At 34.8% G+C, this 18,504-nt stretch carries 16 protein-coding genes, 4 tRNA genes and 1 pseudogene; 5 read left to right on the forward strand and 16 right to left on the reverse strand.

The window, feature by feature from the left end:
* The 14 genes and pseudogenes from IE155_RS17540 to IE155_RS17605 form a co-directional block, all read right to left on the reverse strand.
* A pseudogene (locus IE155_RS17540) lies at window positions 1-80 on the reverse strand (elongation factor Tu); the annotation flags it as partial.
* A gap of 71 nt (window positions 81-151) precedes the next feature.
* Window positions 152-227 (reverse strand) — tRNA-Thr (locus tag IE155_RS17545).
* Window positions 228-242: 15 nt separating this feature from the next.
* A tRNA-Gly gene (locus IE155_RS17550) sits at window positions 243-316 on the reverse strand.
* 27 nt (window positions 317-343) lie between these two features.
* Window positions 344-428 (reverse strand) — tRNA-Tyr (locus tag IE155_RS17555).
* Window positions 429-471: 43 nt separating this feature from the next.
* Window positions 472-547, reverse strand: a tRNA-Thr gene (locus IE155_RS17560).
* Window positions 548-681: 134 nt separating this feature from the next.
* Window positions 682-1,404 (reverse strand): type III pantothenate kinase, encoded by a 723-nt coding sequence (locus IE155_RS17565; RefSeq protein WP_189379609.1) that lies wholly within the window; start codon window positions 1,402-1,404, stop codon window positions 682-684.
* Entirely contained in the window at window positions 1,398-2,372 is a 975-nt protein-coding gene (gene birA / locus IE155_RS17570) for a bifunctional biotin--[acetyl-CoA-carboxylase] ligase/biotin operon repressor BirA (protein WP_189379611.1), read from the reverse strand. Before birA ends, IE155_RS17565 begins: the two co-directional genes overlap by 7 nt.
* Window positions 2,365-3,393 carry a UDP-N-acetylmuramate dehydrogenase gene (gene murB / locus IE155_RS17575; RefSeq protein ID WP_189379613.1) on the reverse strand — a complete coding sequence of 343 codons (1,029 nt, stop codon included), beginning with the start codon at window positions 3,391-3,393 and terminating at the stop codon, window positions 2,365-2,367. Before murB ends, birA begins: the two co-directional genes overlap by 8 nt.
* Before the next feature lie 86 nt (window positions 3,394-3,479).
* Window positions 3,480-5,636, reverse strand: a complete 2,157-nt coding sequence (locus IE155_RS17580) for a GumC family protein (RefSeq protein ID WP_189379615.1) — start codon at window positions 5,634-5,636, stop codon at window positions 3,480-3,482.
* Window positions 5,633-6,154: a polysaccharide biosynthesis/export family protein gene (locus IE155_RS17585; protein ID WP_189379617.1), complete on the reverse strand. Its 522-nt coding sequence runs from the start codon at window positions 6,152-6,154 to the stop codon at window positions 5,633-5,635. The genes IE155_RS17580 and IE155_RS17585 overlap by 4 nt, the downstream gene beginning before the upstream one ends.
* 10 nt (window positions 6,155-6,164) lie before the next feature.
* Window positions 6,165-7,346, reverse strand: a complete 1,182-nt coding sequence (locus IE155_RS17590; RefSeq protein ID WP_189379619.1) for an outer membrane beta-barrel protein — start codon at window positions 7,344-7,346, stop codon at window positions 6,165-6,167.
* Between the two features lie 328 nt (window positions 7,347-7,674).
* Entirely contained in the window at window positions 7,675-8,421 is a 747-nt protein-coding gene (locus IE155_RS17595) for a complement resistance protein TraT (protein ID WP_189379620.1), read from the reverse strand.
* A 36-nt stretch (window positions 8,422-8,457) separates the two neighbouring features.
* Entirely contained in the window at window positions 8,458-8,763 is a 306-nt protein-coding gene (locus tag IE155_RS17600; protein WP_229817448.1) for a hypothetical protein, read from the reverse strand.
* A gap of 384 nt (window positions 8,764-9,147) precedes the next feature.
* Window positions 9,148-10,251 (reverse strand): WYL domain-containing protein, encoded by a 1,104-nt coding sequence (locus tag IE155_RS17605; protein ID WP_189379622.1) that lies wholly within the window; start codon window positions 10,249-10,251, stop codon window positions 9,148-9,150.
* An 83-nt stretch (window positions 10,252-10,334) separates the two neighbouring features.
* Between IE155_RS17605 and IE155_RS17610 the strand changes: the two genes are divergently transcribed.
* On the forward strand, window positions 10,335-10,631 hold the full coding sequence (locus IE155_RS17610; protein WP_189379624.1) for a hypothetical protein: 297 nt from the start codon (window positions 10,335-10,337) through the stop codon (window positions 10,629-10,631).
* Between the two features lie 325 nt (window positions 10,632-10,956).
* On the forward strand, window positions 10,957-11,376 hold the full coding sequence (locus tag IE155_RS17615; RefSeq protein WP_189379625.1) for a hypothetical protein: 420 nt from the start codon (window positions 10,957-10,959) through the stop codon (window positions 11,374-11,376).
* Window positions 11,377-11,577: 201 nt separating this feature from the next.
* Here IE155_RS17615 and IE155_RS17620 read toward each other — a convergent pair whose 3' ends face one another.
* On the reverse strand, window positions 11,578-11,934 hold the full coding sequence (locus tag IE155_RS17620) for a hypothetical protein (protein ID WP_189379627.1): 357 nt from the start codon (window positions 11,932-11,934) through the stop codon (window positions 11,578-11,580).
* A gap of 102 nt (window positions 11,935-12,036) precedes the next feature.
* Between IE155_RS17620 and IE155_RS17625 the strand changes: the two genes are divergently transcribed.
* The 3 genes from IE155_RS17625 (at window position 12,037) to IE155_RS17635 (ending at window position 15,581) form a co-directional block, all read left to right on the forward strand.
* Complete coding sequence (locus tag IE155_RS17625) at window positions 12,037-12,261, forward strand: hypothetical protein (RefSeq protein ID WP_189379628.1); 225 nt, start codon at window positions 12,037-12,039, stop codon at window positions 12,259-12,261.
* Between the two features lie 135 nt (window positions 12,262-12,396).
* The gene (locus tag IE155_RS17630; RefSeq protein ID WP_189379630.1) at window positions 12,397-14,367 is read left to right on the forward strand and encodes a DUF2779 domain-containing protein; all 1,971 of its coding nucleotides are present in this window, start codon (window positions 12,397-12,399) and stop codon (window positions 14,365-14,367) included.
* A 95-nt stretch (window positions 14,368-14,462) separates the two neighbouring features.
* Window positions 14,463-15,581 carry a hypothetical protein gene (locus tag IE155_RS17635; RefSeq protein WP_189379631.1) on the forward strand — a complete coding sequence of 373 codons (1,119 nt, stop codon included), beginning with the start codon at window positions 14,463-14,465 and terminating at the stop codon, window positions 15,579-15,581.
* A gap of 433 nt (window positions 15,582-16,014) precedes the next feature.
* Here the strand turns inward: IE155_RS17635 and IE155_RS17640 are convergent, their stop codons facing one another.
* Entirely contained in the window at window positions 16,015-18,183 is a 2,169-nt protein-coding gene (locus IE155_RS17640) for a WD40 repeat domain-containing protein (RefSeq protein ID WP_189379632.1), read from the reverse strand.
* Window positions 18,184-18,504: the final 321 nt, after the last annotated feature.

Genomic DNA, 18,504 nt, shown 5'->3' on the forward strand with positions numbered 1-18,504 from the left:
GTTGTTTTACCGTGGTCAACGTGTCCGATTGTACCAACGTTTACATGTGGTTTATTACGTTCAAATTTTGCTTTAGCCATTTTAAAATACCTCTAGGTAAATTAACAAAAAAAATATGATGTAGTGAATTGAAATATATATCTCTAAGGAATGGTGCTGATAGGCAGATTCGAACTGCCGACCTCACCCTTACCAAGGGTGCGCTCTACCAACTGAGCCATATCAGCATTCCGAAAAGAGAATGGAGCGGACGGCGGGAATCGAACCCGCAGCTTTAGCTTGGAAGGCTAAGGTATTACCACTATACGACGTCCGCATACTCTTTCAATTTATTACAACAAAATGGTGGAGGGAGGTGGATTCGAACCACCGAAGGCGGAGCCGTCAGATTTACAGTCTGATCCCTTTGGCCACTCGGGAACCCCTCCATATTTGTCACACCTTTCTTTATACAAAAGATAAGTGTATTAATGGTGCCGACTGCCGGAGTCGAACTGGCGACCTACTGATTACAAGTCAGTTGCTCTACCAACTGAGCTAAGTCGGCACTACATTAAGTGGGCGAATTCTAGTGTAATGTTTTCTCCCTTGCAAGAGTAAATCGTAAAAAATATTCGGTTTTTAACTGTTTGCCGTTTTTTTATTCAAGATAATGAGAAATTTTTCACAATTGCTTGTCATTTAAAGGCAAAAACGTTGCATTCCAATAAATATAAGATCATCAATAATATGATGAGTATCATTTAACATTGAGGATATTTTAGTACAATTTCCTCCGGTTAAAATTACTTCTACATCAGTATACTGCTGTTTCATATTTTTAAGTTGTAACTCAATGGCTCCAACAGTAATCGCCCATGTGCCATTATTCACACACTCACTAGTATTTTTCCCCAGTGCCATACTAGGAGTACTACTTTTGTCTGCAATAATTTTTTGAGTTTGACCAACCAAGCTCTGATAAAGCATATTTATACCTGGAAAAATCCATCCCCCAAGATGCTTCCCTTTAGGCGAAATAACATCAATTGTTGTTGCTGTTCCTGCATCAATAACAATACAGGCTTTATATGGAAACAAAAAACTCGTGCCGAGCATTGCTAACCAACGGTCTATTCCCAACTGGCTAGGCTCAGAATATGCGCATATTAATTCAAATTGTTGATTTTGAGTTTGAAGGTGTTGAAATTTGATTGAACTATTACTTGCCCAACTCTCAATCAACACAGTAAATTTGTCGTTATTTACATTCGCAAGTATTAACTCAGAGGCTTTAGAGAAGTTTACCGTTAGCCACTCTTCATTTAAGTCACCATTGTCACAGTAGTAAATAACCGATCGTTGAGTATTTTCAACGATTACATATTTACTTCGTGTATTTCCTATATCTAAAAGGATCAGCACTTTCTTAAACTCACTTCACCACCATAAACTGGTTTGATTTGACGATCGACTTCAAGTAATAAAGCACCTTGATTATTAATACCACGACAGATCCCCTGTACTTCTTTACCAGCTGATATTAATTTAACGGGTTGATTAAGGTATAGATCTAAACTAAACCATTGATCTAACATTTTAACAATGCCGTGATCTTGGTGTTCATATAAGCGCTCGGTAAGCTTATTGATAATTTCGGCAATTAAAACATTTCTGTTAATTCTGATTGGTGTATGAGTTTGCAAGTCTGTCCATGGTTGATTTATGCCTTTAGATGCATGCTCAGGCATAGTGACATTTACTCCAATACCTATCACACAATGGCTTGGCTCTAGTGCTTGTCCTTCTAAATCAATTAATATGCCTGCAAGCTTTTTTCCTTGTATGTATATATCGTTAGGCCATTTTAATTGCACATCAATTTGATACAGTGATTTAATTGCATCGCTAATAGCTATCGCAGCAACAACACTAAGTCCCATTGCGGCAGACATACCTTGTTCTAAATACCAATACATCGACATATAAACATGAGAACCAAAAGGAGAAACCCATTGCTTTCCTCTTCTACCTCGCCCTGAACTTTGGTGTTCAGCAACACATACTTGTCCTTGTTTTATATGATCAGGTAAGCGTCGTAATAAATAATTATTAGTAGAGTCAATTAAGCAGTGTACTTCTACTTTACTTGCTAAGGCTTTAGTTGATAATGCTGCTAATACTTTGGTTTTTTCAATTAGTGAAATAGGCTGAGCTAAACGATATCCTTTACCTGTTACGCTAAAAATATCTAGGCCCATATCGTTTAGGCTAGCGATTTGTTTTGACACTGCGGCTCGACTGATCCCTAAAGATTCACCAATAAGTTGGCCAGAAACAAATTTTCCGTCAGCTAATTGTCTGATTAATTGCTCTTTAATAGATTTAGCCATGAAACTCTCCATTGCCAATAAATCCATTGCTGGCAACTATACGCACTTCAGGTTGTAAATATATACCAAATTTTTCATAGACTTTTTGATTAATTTCAAGTGCTAATTGGTAAATGGCCTCACCCGAACCATCACCATGATTAACTAACACTAGTGCTTGTTTATCATGTACACCAACACCATTTTTTTTAATCCCTTTAAAGCCAGCTTGTTCAATTAACCATCCAGCAGCAAGTTTAACTTCTTTGTTTGCTTGCACATACGCAGGCATATTAGGGTATTGCTGAGCTAAACGCTGATAGGTTTTCAAGTCAACCACAGGGTTTTTAAAAAAACTCCCAGCATTAGGTTTAAACTTGGGATCGGGTAACTTTGCTTGCCTTACCTCTATAACCCGTTGATACACCTGTTCAACTGTAGGGTCAGTATCTAATAAATCTAAACCTTGATAACTAATATTGGCTTGCCAAACTTTAGGTAACTTTAAGATAACTTTAGTAATAATGCCTTTATCTCTTAATTGCTGCTTGAAAATACTGTCACGGTAAGCAAACTGACATTGTTCTTTTGAAAATTTATGCAAATGTTGAGTCGCTAACTCATACCAATAGACTGCATCAATGACATCTGAAATTTCAACACCATAAGCCCCAATATTCTGAATAGGCGCAGCCCCCACACTTCCAGGAATTAATGCTAAATTTTCTAATCCTGCATAACCATTATTTACGCAATAAGTTACTAATTGATGCCAATTTTCTCCGCTACCTGCGGTAATAAAGTAAAAGTTCTCGTCTTCTTTAATCTCAATCCCCATAAATTTAGGTTGAATAATAACTGGGGCTGTATGTGATAAAAAAAGTGTATTGCTGCCTTCACCTAAAATATAAAAATTTTTTAGAGACAATAAGCTCAACGCCTTTAAATCGTCGATAGATTCAGGTGAATATAGGCAAGTTGTTATACTTTCAAAGGCAAAGCTATTGCTAAATTTTAATGAAAAGTTTGACTGTGACTTCATGAATAATGGTTTTATTAATTTTCACCATTATAAACAAGTTTAATAATGACAACAGTCTAGCCGCTGAAAAAAAATAAAACTTAGCGCTAAACTTGCTTGCGAATTGGCATTTTAATGATATTACCAGTATCTGAGTAATATTTGTTTTGATAGTTTTGGCTATCTACATTTTCACTGTGATTGACAATAATACCTTCAATGGGTGCATTAACTTGTCTTAATATACGTAGCCCAGAGGTAATTTGTTCTCGTTTAGTTTTCCCACCGTGCACAACGTATAAAACACTATCCACTAATTTTGAAATTATCACGGCATCACTAACTGCGTTAACCGGTGGTGTTTCAATAATAATGCGATCATAAAAATTACTAAATACTTTAATCAACATTTTAAAACGCTTCATAGAAAGAAAAGCTAGTGGGTTTGCGGGCGAAATACCTGAAGTTAAAATATCTAATTTAACGTTCTTATCACGAAGAATACATTCGTTAATTTGATGTGTTTTAGCTAATAAATTTGAAAGGCCTGGACGATGTACATCTAAATTTAAACTTTTGTAGAGGGTCGGATGTCGCATATCAGCTTCAATTAATAATACTTTTTCCATTTCGCTGTACGATCGCGCAAGCTCAAGTGCAATCGTCGACTTACCTTCATTAGGTACTGAAGAAGTAATAGCAATAACCTTAGGAGCCTTTTTCTCAGAGCTAAAAAGTAATGAGGTTCTTAACGATCGAATAGCTTCAATAAATCGGCTGTCGGTGTAATAAGGTGTATCGCCTTTAATAACACTTCTCAGCTTAAACTTCGGTAATACTGCTAAGATCGGGGCTTCTTTAAAGTTTTCAAGCTTACGACGTGAGTTTAAAGTATCAAGGAGTAATTCTTTCATAATAACAATAATTGAAATAAATCCTGCCGAAAGAACAAAAGCCATGATCACATATAAACTTTTATTAGGCGCTATGCGAAATTTAGGAATTAACGCTTTGTCGATAAACCTTACATAAAAGCTTGAATTATAGTTTCCCATTGCATCGGCTTCTTTTAAACGCACTAAGTAATTACTATAAAGCTCTTTGTTTGTTTTAACTTCGCGCTCTAGTTGAGAAAACTTATTTTCTAATCGACTTAAACGAAGATAGTCTTTTCTAGCTATGTCTAATCGGCGCTCTGTTGCTTTCACTTTTTCAATCGAAGTAAAATAACTTTTTTCTAGCGAGACCACTAAGTTATTAACATGCTCTTTAATACGCTTTTGTAGAGAAGTAAATTCTGATTTCGCAGCTATAAGTCTAGGATGTTTAGGACCATACCTTTTAGATAGTTCATTGAATTTCCGCTCTATTTGCTCTTCGGAGCGCTTTAACTGTAGATAAGTTACTTGGTTAGCAATTTGTTCTAGTTCAATTAGCGCTTCAAAATCACCTTTATGTGTTTGGATATATTGATACGTTACAGCTAATTCATCGGCTTTTTTAGATGCAGCTAATGCAGAAGATGTTAATTCTGTTAGCTCAGAGCCAACAAGCCCTGAAACCCCTTTAATATCAACAATACCTTCGGTTTCTCGGTACGTTTGTAAGGCAAGTTCTGACGCCTCAAGTTTTTTACCAAGTTCCTCTAATTGATCAACAAGCCATTGTGACGTTGATTCTTTAGATTCACTATGTATTTCATCTTGATATTGTAAATAGGTTATGCCTATTTGATTAGCAACTTGCATCGATAATTCAGGCGAATATGAAACAAAAGATATTTTAACTAATTCGGTACCTGAAATAGGATTAATGCTTAAACGAGATCTAAATGCAGGTACTATTTGGCTAATATTAGGTCTTACATCCGAAATATCGCGTGATGCCAGAAAGGGAATTTTATCGTTATACTTTCCACTGTTAAACTCTTCATGTGCTGTTAAATTTAAACGTGAAATAACCCGTTCAGCAAATTTCCTAGAACGTAATAATTCATATTGAGTTTGTATTTGCTCATGACTTGCTACTGATTCATTAAACGCATCATTTATCGACAATGTGTTTGCGGGTTTATTAGTACCAATTTGTAAAATAGCTGTGGCTTTGTAAGAAGGTTTTAATAAAGACACATAAAAAGCAACGAAAAATGTCACCAATAAGGTAAAAAATATAATTTTCCAACGGCGTGACCAAAGTGGGCTCAAAATTTCTTTTAAAGCCACTTCTTCCTGCGGGAATGTGTTGAAATTATCTTGCTGATTCAAAAGAAGCTTTGCTCTATTTTTATAATATCATCAGGTAAAATTAACGTTGACACCGTCGCGTTAATTGTTGTTGTAGAACCATCAACAATTCGAGTTATTTTCCAATCTGAACTTGAAGCTCTATTCGCTAAGCCTCCTGCTAAAGCAATGGCTTTATCAAGAGTTAAATCATCCTGAAAGGGGTAACCTCCTGGTCGTTTAACTTGCCCATGAATAAAAAACGGACGATAACTAACCACTGAAACGGTTACCTGAGGTTCTATTAAATAATCGCCTAATAAGCCCTCATAAATATGCTTTTCAAGCAACTTGGTGGTAGTTCCTATAACCTGTATGTCACCAATGAATGGAAATGAAATGATGCCTGACTTATCAATTTTGACCTTAGTAGTTAAGTCGGGTTCGCCGTAGACAGTAATTTCTATCTGGTCACCAGAGCCTAACGTGTAACTACTAGAAAAACCATAAAAACTAATCAGAGTAAGTATTAAGGCGCTAAACGTTTTTATCTTTTTCATTCAAACCTCATCAAAGTCTAACAGTAAAGCCCAACGAAAGACTATTTCGCTGATATTCTAGCTCAGTGATACTGGCATCTAGTCCTTTATAGTCATACTTAAAATACAATGATAACCAACTATTACGTTGGTAATTCATTGAAACTTGAGTGGTAAAATAATCTTCAGTGCTTAACTGAAATTGTGAAATTACATCTTCAGTGCTGTAGCCAAAACTAGCTTTAATATCAAAATAATCATTCCAAGTTTTACGTATTGTTAATATGGTATTATCAACTAACCTGTAACTATCTTGAAGCTTATTCGCTTCAGAGAAATCACGTTCAGACAACAAGGTAAAAGCTAAACCCTCTAACGGTTGCCAGCCTACATTAACACGCCACTTAAAAGCCGTATCATTAGCTAAAGCAGACTGCTCAAATTGAATCTCTTGATAGCCTAATAATAATGCAAGGTCTGTGATAGAGCTGGGTTGCCATTTAAAACCGATTAACCCGACATACTTATTCTTACTTAATGCTTCATTACGTTTATAGGTAATTTGTTCAGCTTTTAGTTCTGTGGAAAGATATGATGCGCCGCCGATTAAATAATCAAATGAAGGATTTATAAATACACTTTCTTTATCTAGGGTATTGGTGAGTTCTCTGCGTGTAGTATAGCGATTATGTTCTTGCCCGAAAGTTAATGAAAGCTTAGCGACAGAATCTTTACTACCATATAAAAGTCCACCATGAATCTTTGAGTTTCTCTTAGTATCCCCAACAGAAAGAGATTGTGCGTTACCTAGTGTTAGCCCTGTACCTCTGGCCTCATATTGTTCTTTGAGTAAAGCATTAACAAATAAAGTTTGATTCGTCGCCAGTTTGTATTGATAGGAAGGTGAAATTCTGAAATTACTGTAATTATCTTGTGAGAACTTTTGAAAACTCACGTGCTCGGTTTCAGTTAACAATTGAATTAAATGTCGCTCAAACTGAGTTTGAATATTCAGTTTAGGTTGTAACTTAATGAAATTAACATTTTCAGTGCTATTTTTTTCATAAAAAAAGTTATCAATCATCCCTGCTTCGCTTTCTAAACCGAAGGTAAGTTTATTTCCAGATTGGGTGTTGGTGACGTTTTGAGCCGCGCTATATGCTGAATATAAACCCAATAATAATATGAATGATTTGCAAAATGTATCTAACAATTGAAATTGCCTACCGATGATTAATTCATCTTTTTATATTTATAAGCTTATTGCAACGCATTTTGCTTAAGAAAACAAGTAAGCAATAACTTTTTTGTAACAAAAATTCAATAAATAACTAAAAAAGCTAACTTACACCATAATCGGTTTAGCTTCCCATAGAGAATCTACAATAATGTGTTCCACTGTAGATTGAACTTAAAAAGGTGTAATGGTTATGCAAAAGGATTAGCGAGAAAAGAGAATGAGTAATTATACAATTAAGAAAGGAAAGAAGAAAATACCCACTAAACTGATAATAGTGGGTATTTATAATTATAACAATATCTTAGAAAAAAGAAGCCATAGCATAAGCCGTTTTTTCAAACATAAGTGGCTGTGCTTCGGCTAATTCTAGGTTAGCTTTATTAGCTGTAGTTACTACACGCGTACGATATTCTTTTTGTGTTGTAGCTTCAGAATAAGTTTGAGTAGTAGAACCATCATCTGATATTTTCGTATTTATCTTAGAATCTTTACGAACTATAACACCTTTACCAGCACGTTCTTTTATTTGAATGTCAGCCACTAAAAGGTACATAACATCTTGCACAAAAGCATTAGCCGCAGTTGATAGAGCACCGACTAATAACCCAGTACCCACAGCATTTCTATATGAACCACCTGTAGCATAACTTAACGCAGCACCAGCTCCAACACCTTGAAACCCTGCTCCTAAAGCTGCCGCAGCCATATCTGGAGTTGTTTTTTCAAGATTTCGAACAAAAACACTCATGGTGTATTGTGCTTTTTTAGGATCATCAGTTAACGTATAGCCATTACCACTATTAACTAATTGTTGAGATAAAGAATTGCGAAAAGAATTTCTATCAAATTCCATTACTCCGCTTCTTACTTCCAAGTAAATTTTACGTTGTTCTTGCGGTACAGGATCTACAAAAATCGACGTACTTATTTTAGTTTGAACATCTAAGTCTCGTTTTGCAATTGTCGTATGAACAGCAGAACAACCACTAAGAATGGCTAATGCTGTACCTACTATCACAACGTTAATGAGGGATTTCACCTTAATCATTTTAATTCCTTATTTTATGTTTTAAATATAGTTTTTTTAATAGTAATAACGCCCGTGATAGCGATAATAATATTTACAGTTTCTATATTGCGTCCAGCTGTAACGCAATAAATCTCGGCAAGTATAGCCTGAACGCCAATATGTTCCTTGATATTCAGGTGGCTTTACCTTTTTTTCGAGCATGCTTTTAATATAAGCATCAACTTCTTCTGGTTTTTCAGCTAAAAATGGTTTTGACAACACTTCGGCATTCATTTGTGCCTGAGCTTTGGCAAGTGCGTCGTCTTCAGACTCCTCTTGAGCTGCAAACAATGATTGATTTCCAATTGTTATTTGCATCATTAAAAGGACAGTAGCAGCTAAAACTTGAATATGGGATTTTTTAGTTTTCATCTTTTTTAATTCCTTTTTATTTAAATCAACAACTTGACTTAACGCTAGACAATCGATTTTTTATCAGCGAATAAGAACGCAATGATAAATCTCGCATAAATATAGCCTATATTTTATTATTTGGGTAGCCTGACTTTATTTAAAATATTTTGCCCCTGTAATAATTGAAAAAAATTATTACAGGCAAATTAAAAATTGCTAAATTAATGAACTTTTTTGGCTTAAAAAAATAACAAATATGAAACTCGATCACTCGTAAATGGTAGCTTTTTTATTATTTAAATAATAATTACAGAATCAGTCATCGCATAAAATGCAATTGCAACAGCAGCTTCATAGCTTTTTTGCCATAACATGCGGACTACTTGATATTGATTTTTCAGCATTTGCTGGATCATTATAAATGTTAGCTAAACGGTTAGCTCTTCGCTGCATTTCTTTACGTAAAAAAGTAGGTTGTTGTACTAAAATTGAATCTGCAAACATGCCCAAGTAATTGGCAACAAAAAATGGATCTGGCTCATTACAATTGAAATGAACAGGAAAGCTTAATTCCGTCTCCATTAACCAACAATCTTGAGTTAGAAGCGGAGTAAATTTAGCCCTAGTAGACAATGACGTTGACTCAAAGTAGTTTTTAACCCACGAATGACAAATAGCCGAAAATTTTTCAACTGATTCATAATCTGTTTTTGCTAATTCAACAAAACTTTCTGTCGATTTTGTTAACGCACTTAGCTTTGTAATTTGAAAGTATCTTGTGGATTTGGTGGAATGCTCATATCCCAAAACTTTTAGTTGATGATTTAGCAATACGATTCGCTGTGGCGATATGATTAATTGTTTCGCATTATAATTTTCATGGATAGATTCATAACAGCATGAAAAACAGTTCTCATTAAATGTACAGTCAAACACAAATTGCCAAGCGCTTAGTTGCTCTTTTGAAATGTAGTCATGATCAAGTTGACTATGAATATCATATCCTAGAGGATTAAAATCAATTTTCGAAAAGTACTTTGTTAAATCAGATTGGTGTAATACTTCTTCCGCCTTTTTAAACTCAGTTTGTAGGCTACAATAGATATGAGGTGGAATTAACTCTGGAAGGTATTCTTTTATAAATGAAAAAGCTAACGCACGCTCTTCCGACATTTCAAATTGTTCAAGTGCTGCATCTTTATCTTCCTGAGAACTCCAATAATAAATATATGCATTACCTTTTTTTATCCTGATTAAACCGTCACCGTCATCACTCAACATCGGAGTAATAATTCTATAGGCATTTTTTTTAAAAGAATCAAATGACTCTTGAGATTCTTTTCGGTAACCCGCAAGCCTATTCTCAATTAAATCTCTTATTTTAACTGCTTTTTGTTCACCAACATCAATACTTCGCATTAATGCACTTCTAAACTCTGAATTAACCGCTTTCATTATTCTCACGACACTTAATTGGGACAAATATTGTCCTAATTTAATTTTAAACTGTTGTTACTGTCAATTAATTGGATTTATTTATGCTGTCAGGAGAATTACTCAACATTATGCGACTCTTTATAGAGCCTTCCATTTACGAAAATTTTTCAACTAGCTTAGAAATTGAAAAAGTTATCAACCAGCTATCGCTTGGTCAATTGGATGGTAACCGAGAAATATACGTCGCTTCATGCTTTTTTACCGCCGTATCAGAAGCTCTTGAGGTAAGCGTGAAAAAAATTCGTGATCACGATATTAAATTAGAATTAGTGAACCTGCATAACGAATTAAAACATTTACAAATAATGTTATGCATAACTGAAGAAGTACAACACTAATAATTAACATCGGTGAATATAGCCACTTTATTAGAGAGTTTCATATAAAGCGCTGCGGTACATTATCTATTAGAAATGAGCAACAATATGAAGCATTACTTTATAAAGTGATGATAATAAACTTCCTTTTATGTGTACATGCTTAAGAGAACAATTAGAAAGTATGTACCAAAAATCAAGCGGCTCAACACAATATTATGCAGACGAGTGATTTAGACAAATGAGAAAAACCCGAAGTAATTTTTAAGACAATTAGTGTCCTGTTTTTAGGTTACGCTCTGACTATGCAAGCGTAATTAACAAATAAATATTATGGAGTGCTTTTATGCAGTATCAACCTAAAGAAGTTTATATTGGTGGCTTTAACCCAGTTTATGAATGTGTCCAAAACGCCTTTTTCTTAATTGGCGCAGGTAAACTAGGTGTTATGTTTTCGCTTGTGGTTATGAGAGAAAATATTCTACTTTGGGTGTGTGCTTTTATAGGTACCGTTACTTTGCTACGAGCAAAGCGCTGGTATGATAAATGGCAAGATCGAGAGCTTAGAATCAAATGCATAGACATTAACTACATTGAAAGATTAAGCGACAAAACAGTTCCTCAATACAAAAAGCAACAAGCCATCACAGTAATAACTAACAGAGCTTCAAAAGTATGGTGGAGTTATTTATTGTTCTTTACTCCTCACATGGCTTTGTTTGGTTTTTGTTGGTGGTTGCTAGATGCGTGGGGATCTATCGGATAATCACAAAATTCGCGACAGTGAGCTGCTCAAAATCCCAATACCCAAATGCTTAGTATTTGTCTATTTCATCATAATTGTCGTCAATGGCGCAATTTATAGGGTCGCGATTGTTTTGCATAACCTTGCTATATAATTTGAAGGTAAGTTAGAGTTAGTCATTACACAGGCTGAAAGTTGAGAACGAGTAAGATGAATATATGTCTATGCATCATTTTTATCCTCTAACAACAATATACTTAGCCCTTTCTGACTCAAAAAAAATCTAAATTGATTAACCAAAAAATGATAAATCTGAGAAAAACTACCAACGGCTTCTATTGTTTTAATAGTGGGGAAATCGTTACCTGAAATATCATTTACTTCAGCCTTCACTTTTAAAAAGATGTAAGATTTTTGATTTTTAGATGTCTCTATTTGAATATCAGAAATAGCAAGTCTGTATCTTAGATCACCAGAAAATAAAGCCCCTGTTTGAGCTAATAAAAGATTAGGTGAAGCATATATACTCTGCTCTATACCAATTAAGAAGTAATCTTCAAGAAGTGTCTCGTGATCCATGAATTAACCTGCTAATGACTGATTTAACGTTATAAGCTTAGCAACTAATTAGGACACCTTTCGTCCTAAAAAGAAGCTAACCTGCAGCTTTAGGAAGTAGCTATGACAAATTTAGAGTTTTGTTTAATTTGGGCAGGAGATCATGTAATTCACAGCAAGGTGGAATACGATTTTCATTTAGAGCAAATAGAACTTTCACTTTTAAACAAGCAAACAGATAATGAATACAGTTTTATATTTTGGACTGCTGCCTGTGAAGCATATGAAATCAAAAATAACTTCCCCTCTATAATCGATGAGGTTTATAAAAGAACTTGTAGATCATAGTCGCTTATAACTTAATGAATAAATTAAAAAATTGCAGTTAGTCTTTGAATAGTTAAAGATATGGTTCATTGGGACGCAACATCTCCCAACCTGAAAGTAGACTTGCGAAAATAGTTGATTAAAAGGCGTATTGACATGAGCCAACCAAGGTATTTAACTAAATCACGATTTAAGTTAGCAACTGAGTGTCCTACTAAGCTGTTTTACACAGGTAAAAAAGAGTACTTAGATAACAAACTTGATGATCCTTTTCTTGCCTCATTAGCTGACGGTGGTTTTCAGGTAGGCGAATTAGCCAAATGTTATTACCCTGATGGTCACGATATTACTTCTCTCGATTATGAAGAATCCGTTCGACAGACTAATGAATTATTAACACAAAAAAACGTCGTTATTTTTGAACCGGCTATTCGCTTTGGTCACTTATTTGTTCGTATCGATATTTTAGTAAAAAAAGGAAATGAATATCAGCTGATTGAAGTAAAAGCCAAGTCATACTCAGCAAAAAAAGACAAAGACTTTCTGAATAAATCGGGGAAATTAGACGCCAAATGGAAGCCTTATATTTTTGATGTAGCGTTTCAAAAATATGTACTCAAACAAGCAATACCTGATGCCATAGTGAGTAGCTATTTGATGGTTGTTGATAAAGACACGCCTTGCCCTGTCGATGGTTTAAACCAGAAGTTTAAACTGACACGTGATAACAGAAATAGGCGAGGTGTATCTGTTTCAAACTCTTTAACTGATTCTGATTTAGCAATTAAAATACTAAAGAAAGTGAATACCGATAACGCGGTTCAAATTGCTTATGAAACTGAATTACAAACAGCCATGCCCGCGAAAAATTTTATAGAAAATATCAAGACGTTAGCTAATAAATATGCCAACGATGAGAAGGTTATGCCTGTAATCGGCTCTAAATGCAAAGGATGCGAATTTAAATGTTCACCAACTGACGAAGCAAATGGCTTTAAAAGTGGATTTAAGGAATGCTGGAAAGAGCAACTTCACTGGAAAGATGAGGACTTTAAAGAACCAACGGTACTAAATTTAGCCAACTTTAGAGGCGCAAATAGATGTATTGAAAATGGTAAAGTAAAGCTAAAAGATATCGAACAAGAAGACATTAACTATGAAGAGTCATCTACCCCTGCTCTTTCTCTAAAAGAAAGACAGTGGATGCAAGTAGAGAAAGTAAAAGATTGTGACAGCAGCGTTTATTTTGATGTTGAGAGCATAAGAAATGAGATGGCAACTTGGGTCTATCCACTTCATTTTATTGACTTTGAAACTTGTGCGGTGGCAATTCCTTTTTACAAAGGCATGTCACCCTATGAAGGTATTGCTTTCCAGTTTTCTCATCACATACTACACGACGATGGCCGTGTAGAGCATGCTGGCCAATTTCTATGCTCGCAAGTAGGTGAGTTTCCTAACTTTAATTTTGTACGGGAATTAAAATCTCAATTAGAGAAAGACAATGGCACTATCTTTAGATATTCAAATCATGAAAATGCTTATCTGAATATGGTTTATCAGCAATTGAAATCATCATCTGAACTAGATACAAATGAATTGTGTGAATTCATTAAATCAATTACCAAGTCATCTAACAATAGTAAGGATAATTGGTTAGGCCATAGAAATATGGTGGATCAGTGGGAGTTGGTTAAAAAATATTATTATGACCCCGCCACAAGTGGATCTAATTCTATAAAGGCAGTTTTACCAGCCATTTTGAATAGCTCTCAATTTTTGCAAAAAAAATATGCAAAGCCAATTTATGGAACTGAAGAATTACCAAGTTTAAATTTTCAGAATAAATCTTGGATTGAGTTTGATGCAGAAGGAAAAGTAAATGATCCTTATAAGTCTTTACCTAGAATGTTTTCAGACGCTTCTATGCACGACATAGAGTTATTGTCTGAGTCTGACGAACTAAATAATGGTGGATTAGCGCTAACCGCCTATGCCCGATTACAATTTACTGAAATGTCAGATTACGAAAGAAAAGAATTAGAACGAGGGTTATTAATGTATTGTGAATTAGATACTCTTGCGATGGTAATGATTCAAGAAGCTTGGCAAGAAATGTTACGTTAACAAACCTCGATTTATGGGACAAAATACGTCCTAATTTTTTATTATAGTTTAGAACATCTAGATCATTAAGCCAACAAATGTGGCAGGAAGTAATAATGAACAAACAGCAATATTTAAACACTCCTGAAGTAGCAGAATTTATTAACTTTTTAGCAAATATTATCAGTGGCGATATTTCTTTAAATCATAAATATTTCGACAGAAAAATCAGAAAAAACCTAGAATTTAAAAGCTTATATTGTGGCTTTGAGCAGTACCATTGGAACAACTCTAATTATGAAACAAATAAGTTAGATATTAACTTGTTAGTTGAAAAGTTTGAATCATCGAATTCCAAACACTCATTTTTTCAAGCTTGCACTGACACTCTGTATTGGGGAGCTGGCAATACAGATAAACTAAAGTTATTCACATCTAATAAGGAGTGGTTAGACAATTTAGATGACGTACAAGAAAATATTACTGAAGCCTTAAGCTTACTTACTAGTAACCATGTAGACGTTAAAGACTTTGGTACTAAATACCGTTCTAATGCCGGGTTTACAAAAATTTACGCATTTATTAAACCCGATGCTTTCATTATTTACGACTCTAGAGTAGCAGCAGCCTTAGCTTATTTAATAATACTTTTTTGCCAACAGACACAACGTGTTGAGATCCCAGAATATCTACAAATAAAACTAGCCAAAGGACAAGGTAACTCTAATCGACTTCCTGAAATAGCTGGTACAGAATTAAAGTTTAAAGAATGGGGAAGTAACCATAAAGCCCATGCAATATCTAATGTGTGGGCGAATTGGATTATCACGGAAGCCTTTAATAAGGCAAATAATGTAAGCTGTAATAAATTCAATAATATTAGAGAAATTGAAGCGGCTCTATTTATGATTGGCTATGATTTTCCGTCGTTAACGTCAAATAAACGAGTTGAAAATCAACCGCATAAGATTACACAAATTCAAAAGCAAAATATAACAGCAGACCAAGTTAGGCTGTATACCTTAAATTTGATCACTGATCACTTAAAAAATAGCACTTCATTTGAGTTTACTTCAAGCGAAATAAAGAAGTCTTTAGGGGGAGATTTAACAGCAATTTGCTCAGCGCTGAAAATGTTAGAATTTTTTAAAAAAGCAAAAATAAACCTAGCTGTGATAAGTAGCCCTCGAAAAGGGCTAGGCCGGGTAACATATTTGGCAACAAAAGCAGTTTGAATCGACACAAAATAAGAGTAATTCAATACTAAATACCAACTAAAACAATTACTATCACGCTAAATAAAGCGGTTCTAGTTTTATCACTGTAGTTGACATCTAATTGATATTATTAAGCTCTTGTGTTTAAAGACGTTCTACTAGCAATGTGATGACTTCAAGTAACTCGTCTTTAGAGAGGTGATGTTTAACGCCTCAATACTAGACGACATCGAACCAAACCCTGCTTGTTTAGCTTTTTATCCCAAAAATCATAATGGCAAATAACCACAAATAATTATTTGGCCTTGCAGGCACGAGTTTTTTGTAAAATTTCATCCAAAAATTTTAAGAAGAGGCTCTCTGTTTTACATCGAGTGCCTCTTCTTAGTGCCAACTAAATTAATGCCAACTAAAGTTTTATGACATTATATTTCGAAAACAATTGACTAAACTATGTATTCCCCTGCAGATATCGCTCCCACATACGGTGTTGTCTAGTTAACTCGGTGGCAGTTTCCCGATCTTGAGCAGCTTTTTCAAAATGTTGTTCGATCATTTCTGATTGATTAGCAACATGTCGTTTTAAATCTTTAACATTGTCATTGATACTATCTAATTTGTTAGATAATGAACGCATCGCTCGATTAAAATCTCGATGAAAATCTTTAAATTCTTCTGATTCTAAATGACGTAACGTTGCATCTTGGCCTGGGTACATGTCTTGCAACAGAGTATTCATACGATCAATAACTAGTAAATAACCCGTATTGTCATAACGATATTGATTAGCAATACGCGACATTTGTTTTGAACGTACTAATAAACGACGCGAAAGTTCTTCATCACTACTAAAATAACTCGAATATTCATCTTCTTCCAATTCTCTCGCACTATCAGTTGCTTGATTAACCTGTGGTGCAAAAGGGTATGCGATTATAAAGTCGTTATAACTAGCAATAGTGCCTCTGTCGTCTGCAAGCTCAAATGCGCGTTTATATAAGGTCAGTAGCGCCTCTTGGGTATGTTCACTTTGCGGTACATGTTTTATGTACCATTGATATGAAGCAATGTTATCGGCCTTTTTAACACGTTGATAAATTTTGCTAAATATAGCGCTTGTCACCTTTGCATCATCATTAAATTTATCAGCTAAAGCTAAATAGTCAGCTAACTTTGTTGAGTCTGGGTAACGAGCTATGGCATCAAGTAAACTGTCTCTTTTTATTTGAGCAGGAATAAAGTCAGATTCGGCAAGCGCAATTAATTTTTTATAATCATCGTTATTTTTTAACACGCTATGTAACGATTGATATGCAAGTGATTTATTTTCTTTGTTACCAAGTAGATCTCCATTAACAAGTGCTTGTAATAGTTGTACATCCTCATTATTTTTAGCTTGGTTAACTTGCTGTTTGGCGAGTGTATACCAATCTGTTTTTAATTGCTCAATCCATTGCTTTCTTTTAGGCAAATAACGGCTAAGTGACACATCATTTTGCTGATATAACGCAGCAAGTTGGGTTAATTGTGCGATCCCCGTTAATTGTTTTGCTTTTTCAGTTTCTTCAAGTAACTGCTCTGTGTAATCACTCGAAGTAAGCTTGACTGCATGTTTACGTAATTGATGGTAGTTATCGCCAGTTTCACCTATTTTCATTAATAGTTTTTCTTGCTGCCAATCGGCAATAAATATCTCGTACTTATCTTTTTTGACATGTTCTAATGGAGCAAATACGGTAACTAAGGGTAAATTACCTTGGTCAATAAAATCTACTTTTGCATAATACGTATCTTTAGCCGATAGTTTGTTTGTTTTAAAGCGTTTAATTAATCGGCCTGTATTAACATCAATTACAAAAATGCTACCACTTACCGATAATGCAGTTTTGTTATCTTTCGAAAAGCGTAATTGCCCACTACCATAATTAGTGCCAGACACCACGAAGCCAGATCGCTTACGAGTATTATGGTTGTAAAGCTGTTTACCGGTTGCTAAATCCCAAGCGACAATACCGTATTCAACAGTCGAAATTAATTTAGTATCATCTGAGGTGATCCCGATTGATTGCACTTCCCGACTATTGTCGAATTTAGCCTTTTCTAACGGTAGACGTTTGCCTGAATCAACGTCAAATACGGCTAAATGATTGTGGTTTTCAAGCACTAACCGTTTACCTGAGGCGGAAAATTCTGCTCTGTCATCCCAATCACCACCTTTTATTTTTCGAATAAGTTTTACCGGGTTGGTCTGATAGATATAAAAATAGTCTTCACTACTGTTCCAGCGTTCAAACCAAAAACCGAAGCGTTCACCATTTGGTGCCATGGTAAAATTATAATACCGGCCTCCAATAGGGCTGTACGGGTTTTGATTATAATCACGTTTGTAAGACACCTTATTTTCTTCGAAAATAATTTCACCCGTTTCAAGGTTTTTAACCGTTACACCATTACAAGATGAAGAATTTCTTTTACAACGCTTACCTGTGATCAAAATTTTTCCCGATTCATCGGTTTGATTTAACACATCCTGATTGGTAGGTCTTGTGGATGCATCAACAAACGTAGGTATAAATGTAAATATTAAAGAACATAGAATGACGATATGATATTTTTTCATTAAGTTTCCTTCTGAAAATACGGGCTTTTGTTAAATTAATGTTAGATTAATGCATTTATATTCCATATGCTATGTTTGAAGAAGCGTATATTTCTGAACTACAAACTGCCGAGTGAGATATGGGAAGTTCATAATACAGTTAATGTGGACTTAGAAAATATAGGACATGGAAGAATTAGGGACTATAAGCAATATGTCTTTAATAGTAATAAACCTGCCTTATTAGAACTTCAAGCTTTGTAGTGGTCAACTAATATTGGCCACGGTTTTGTATTCAAGCCAGTATCTTTTCTCTGACTCATTCGGTGTTAAACCAGCATT

The organism is Thalassotalea profundi, from assembly GCF_014653195.1.
Lineage (GTDB): Bacteria > Pseudomonadota > Gammaproteobacteria > Enterobacterales > Alteromonadaceae > Thalassotalea_B > Thalassotalea_B profundi.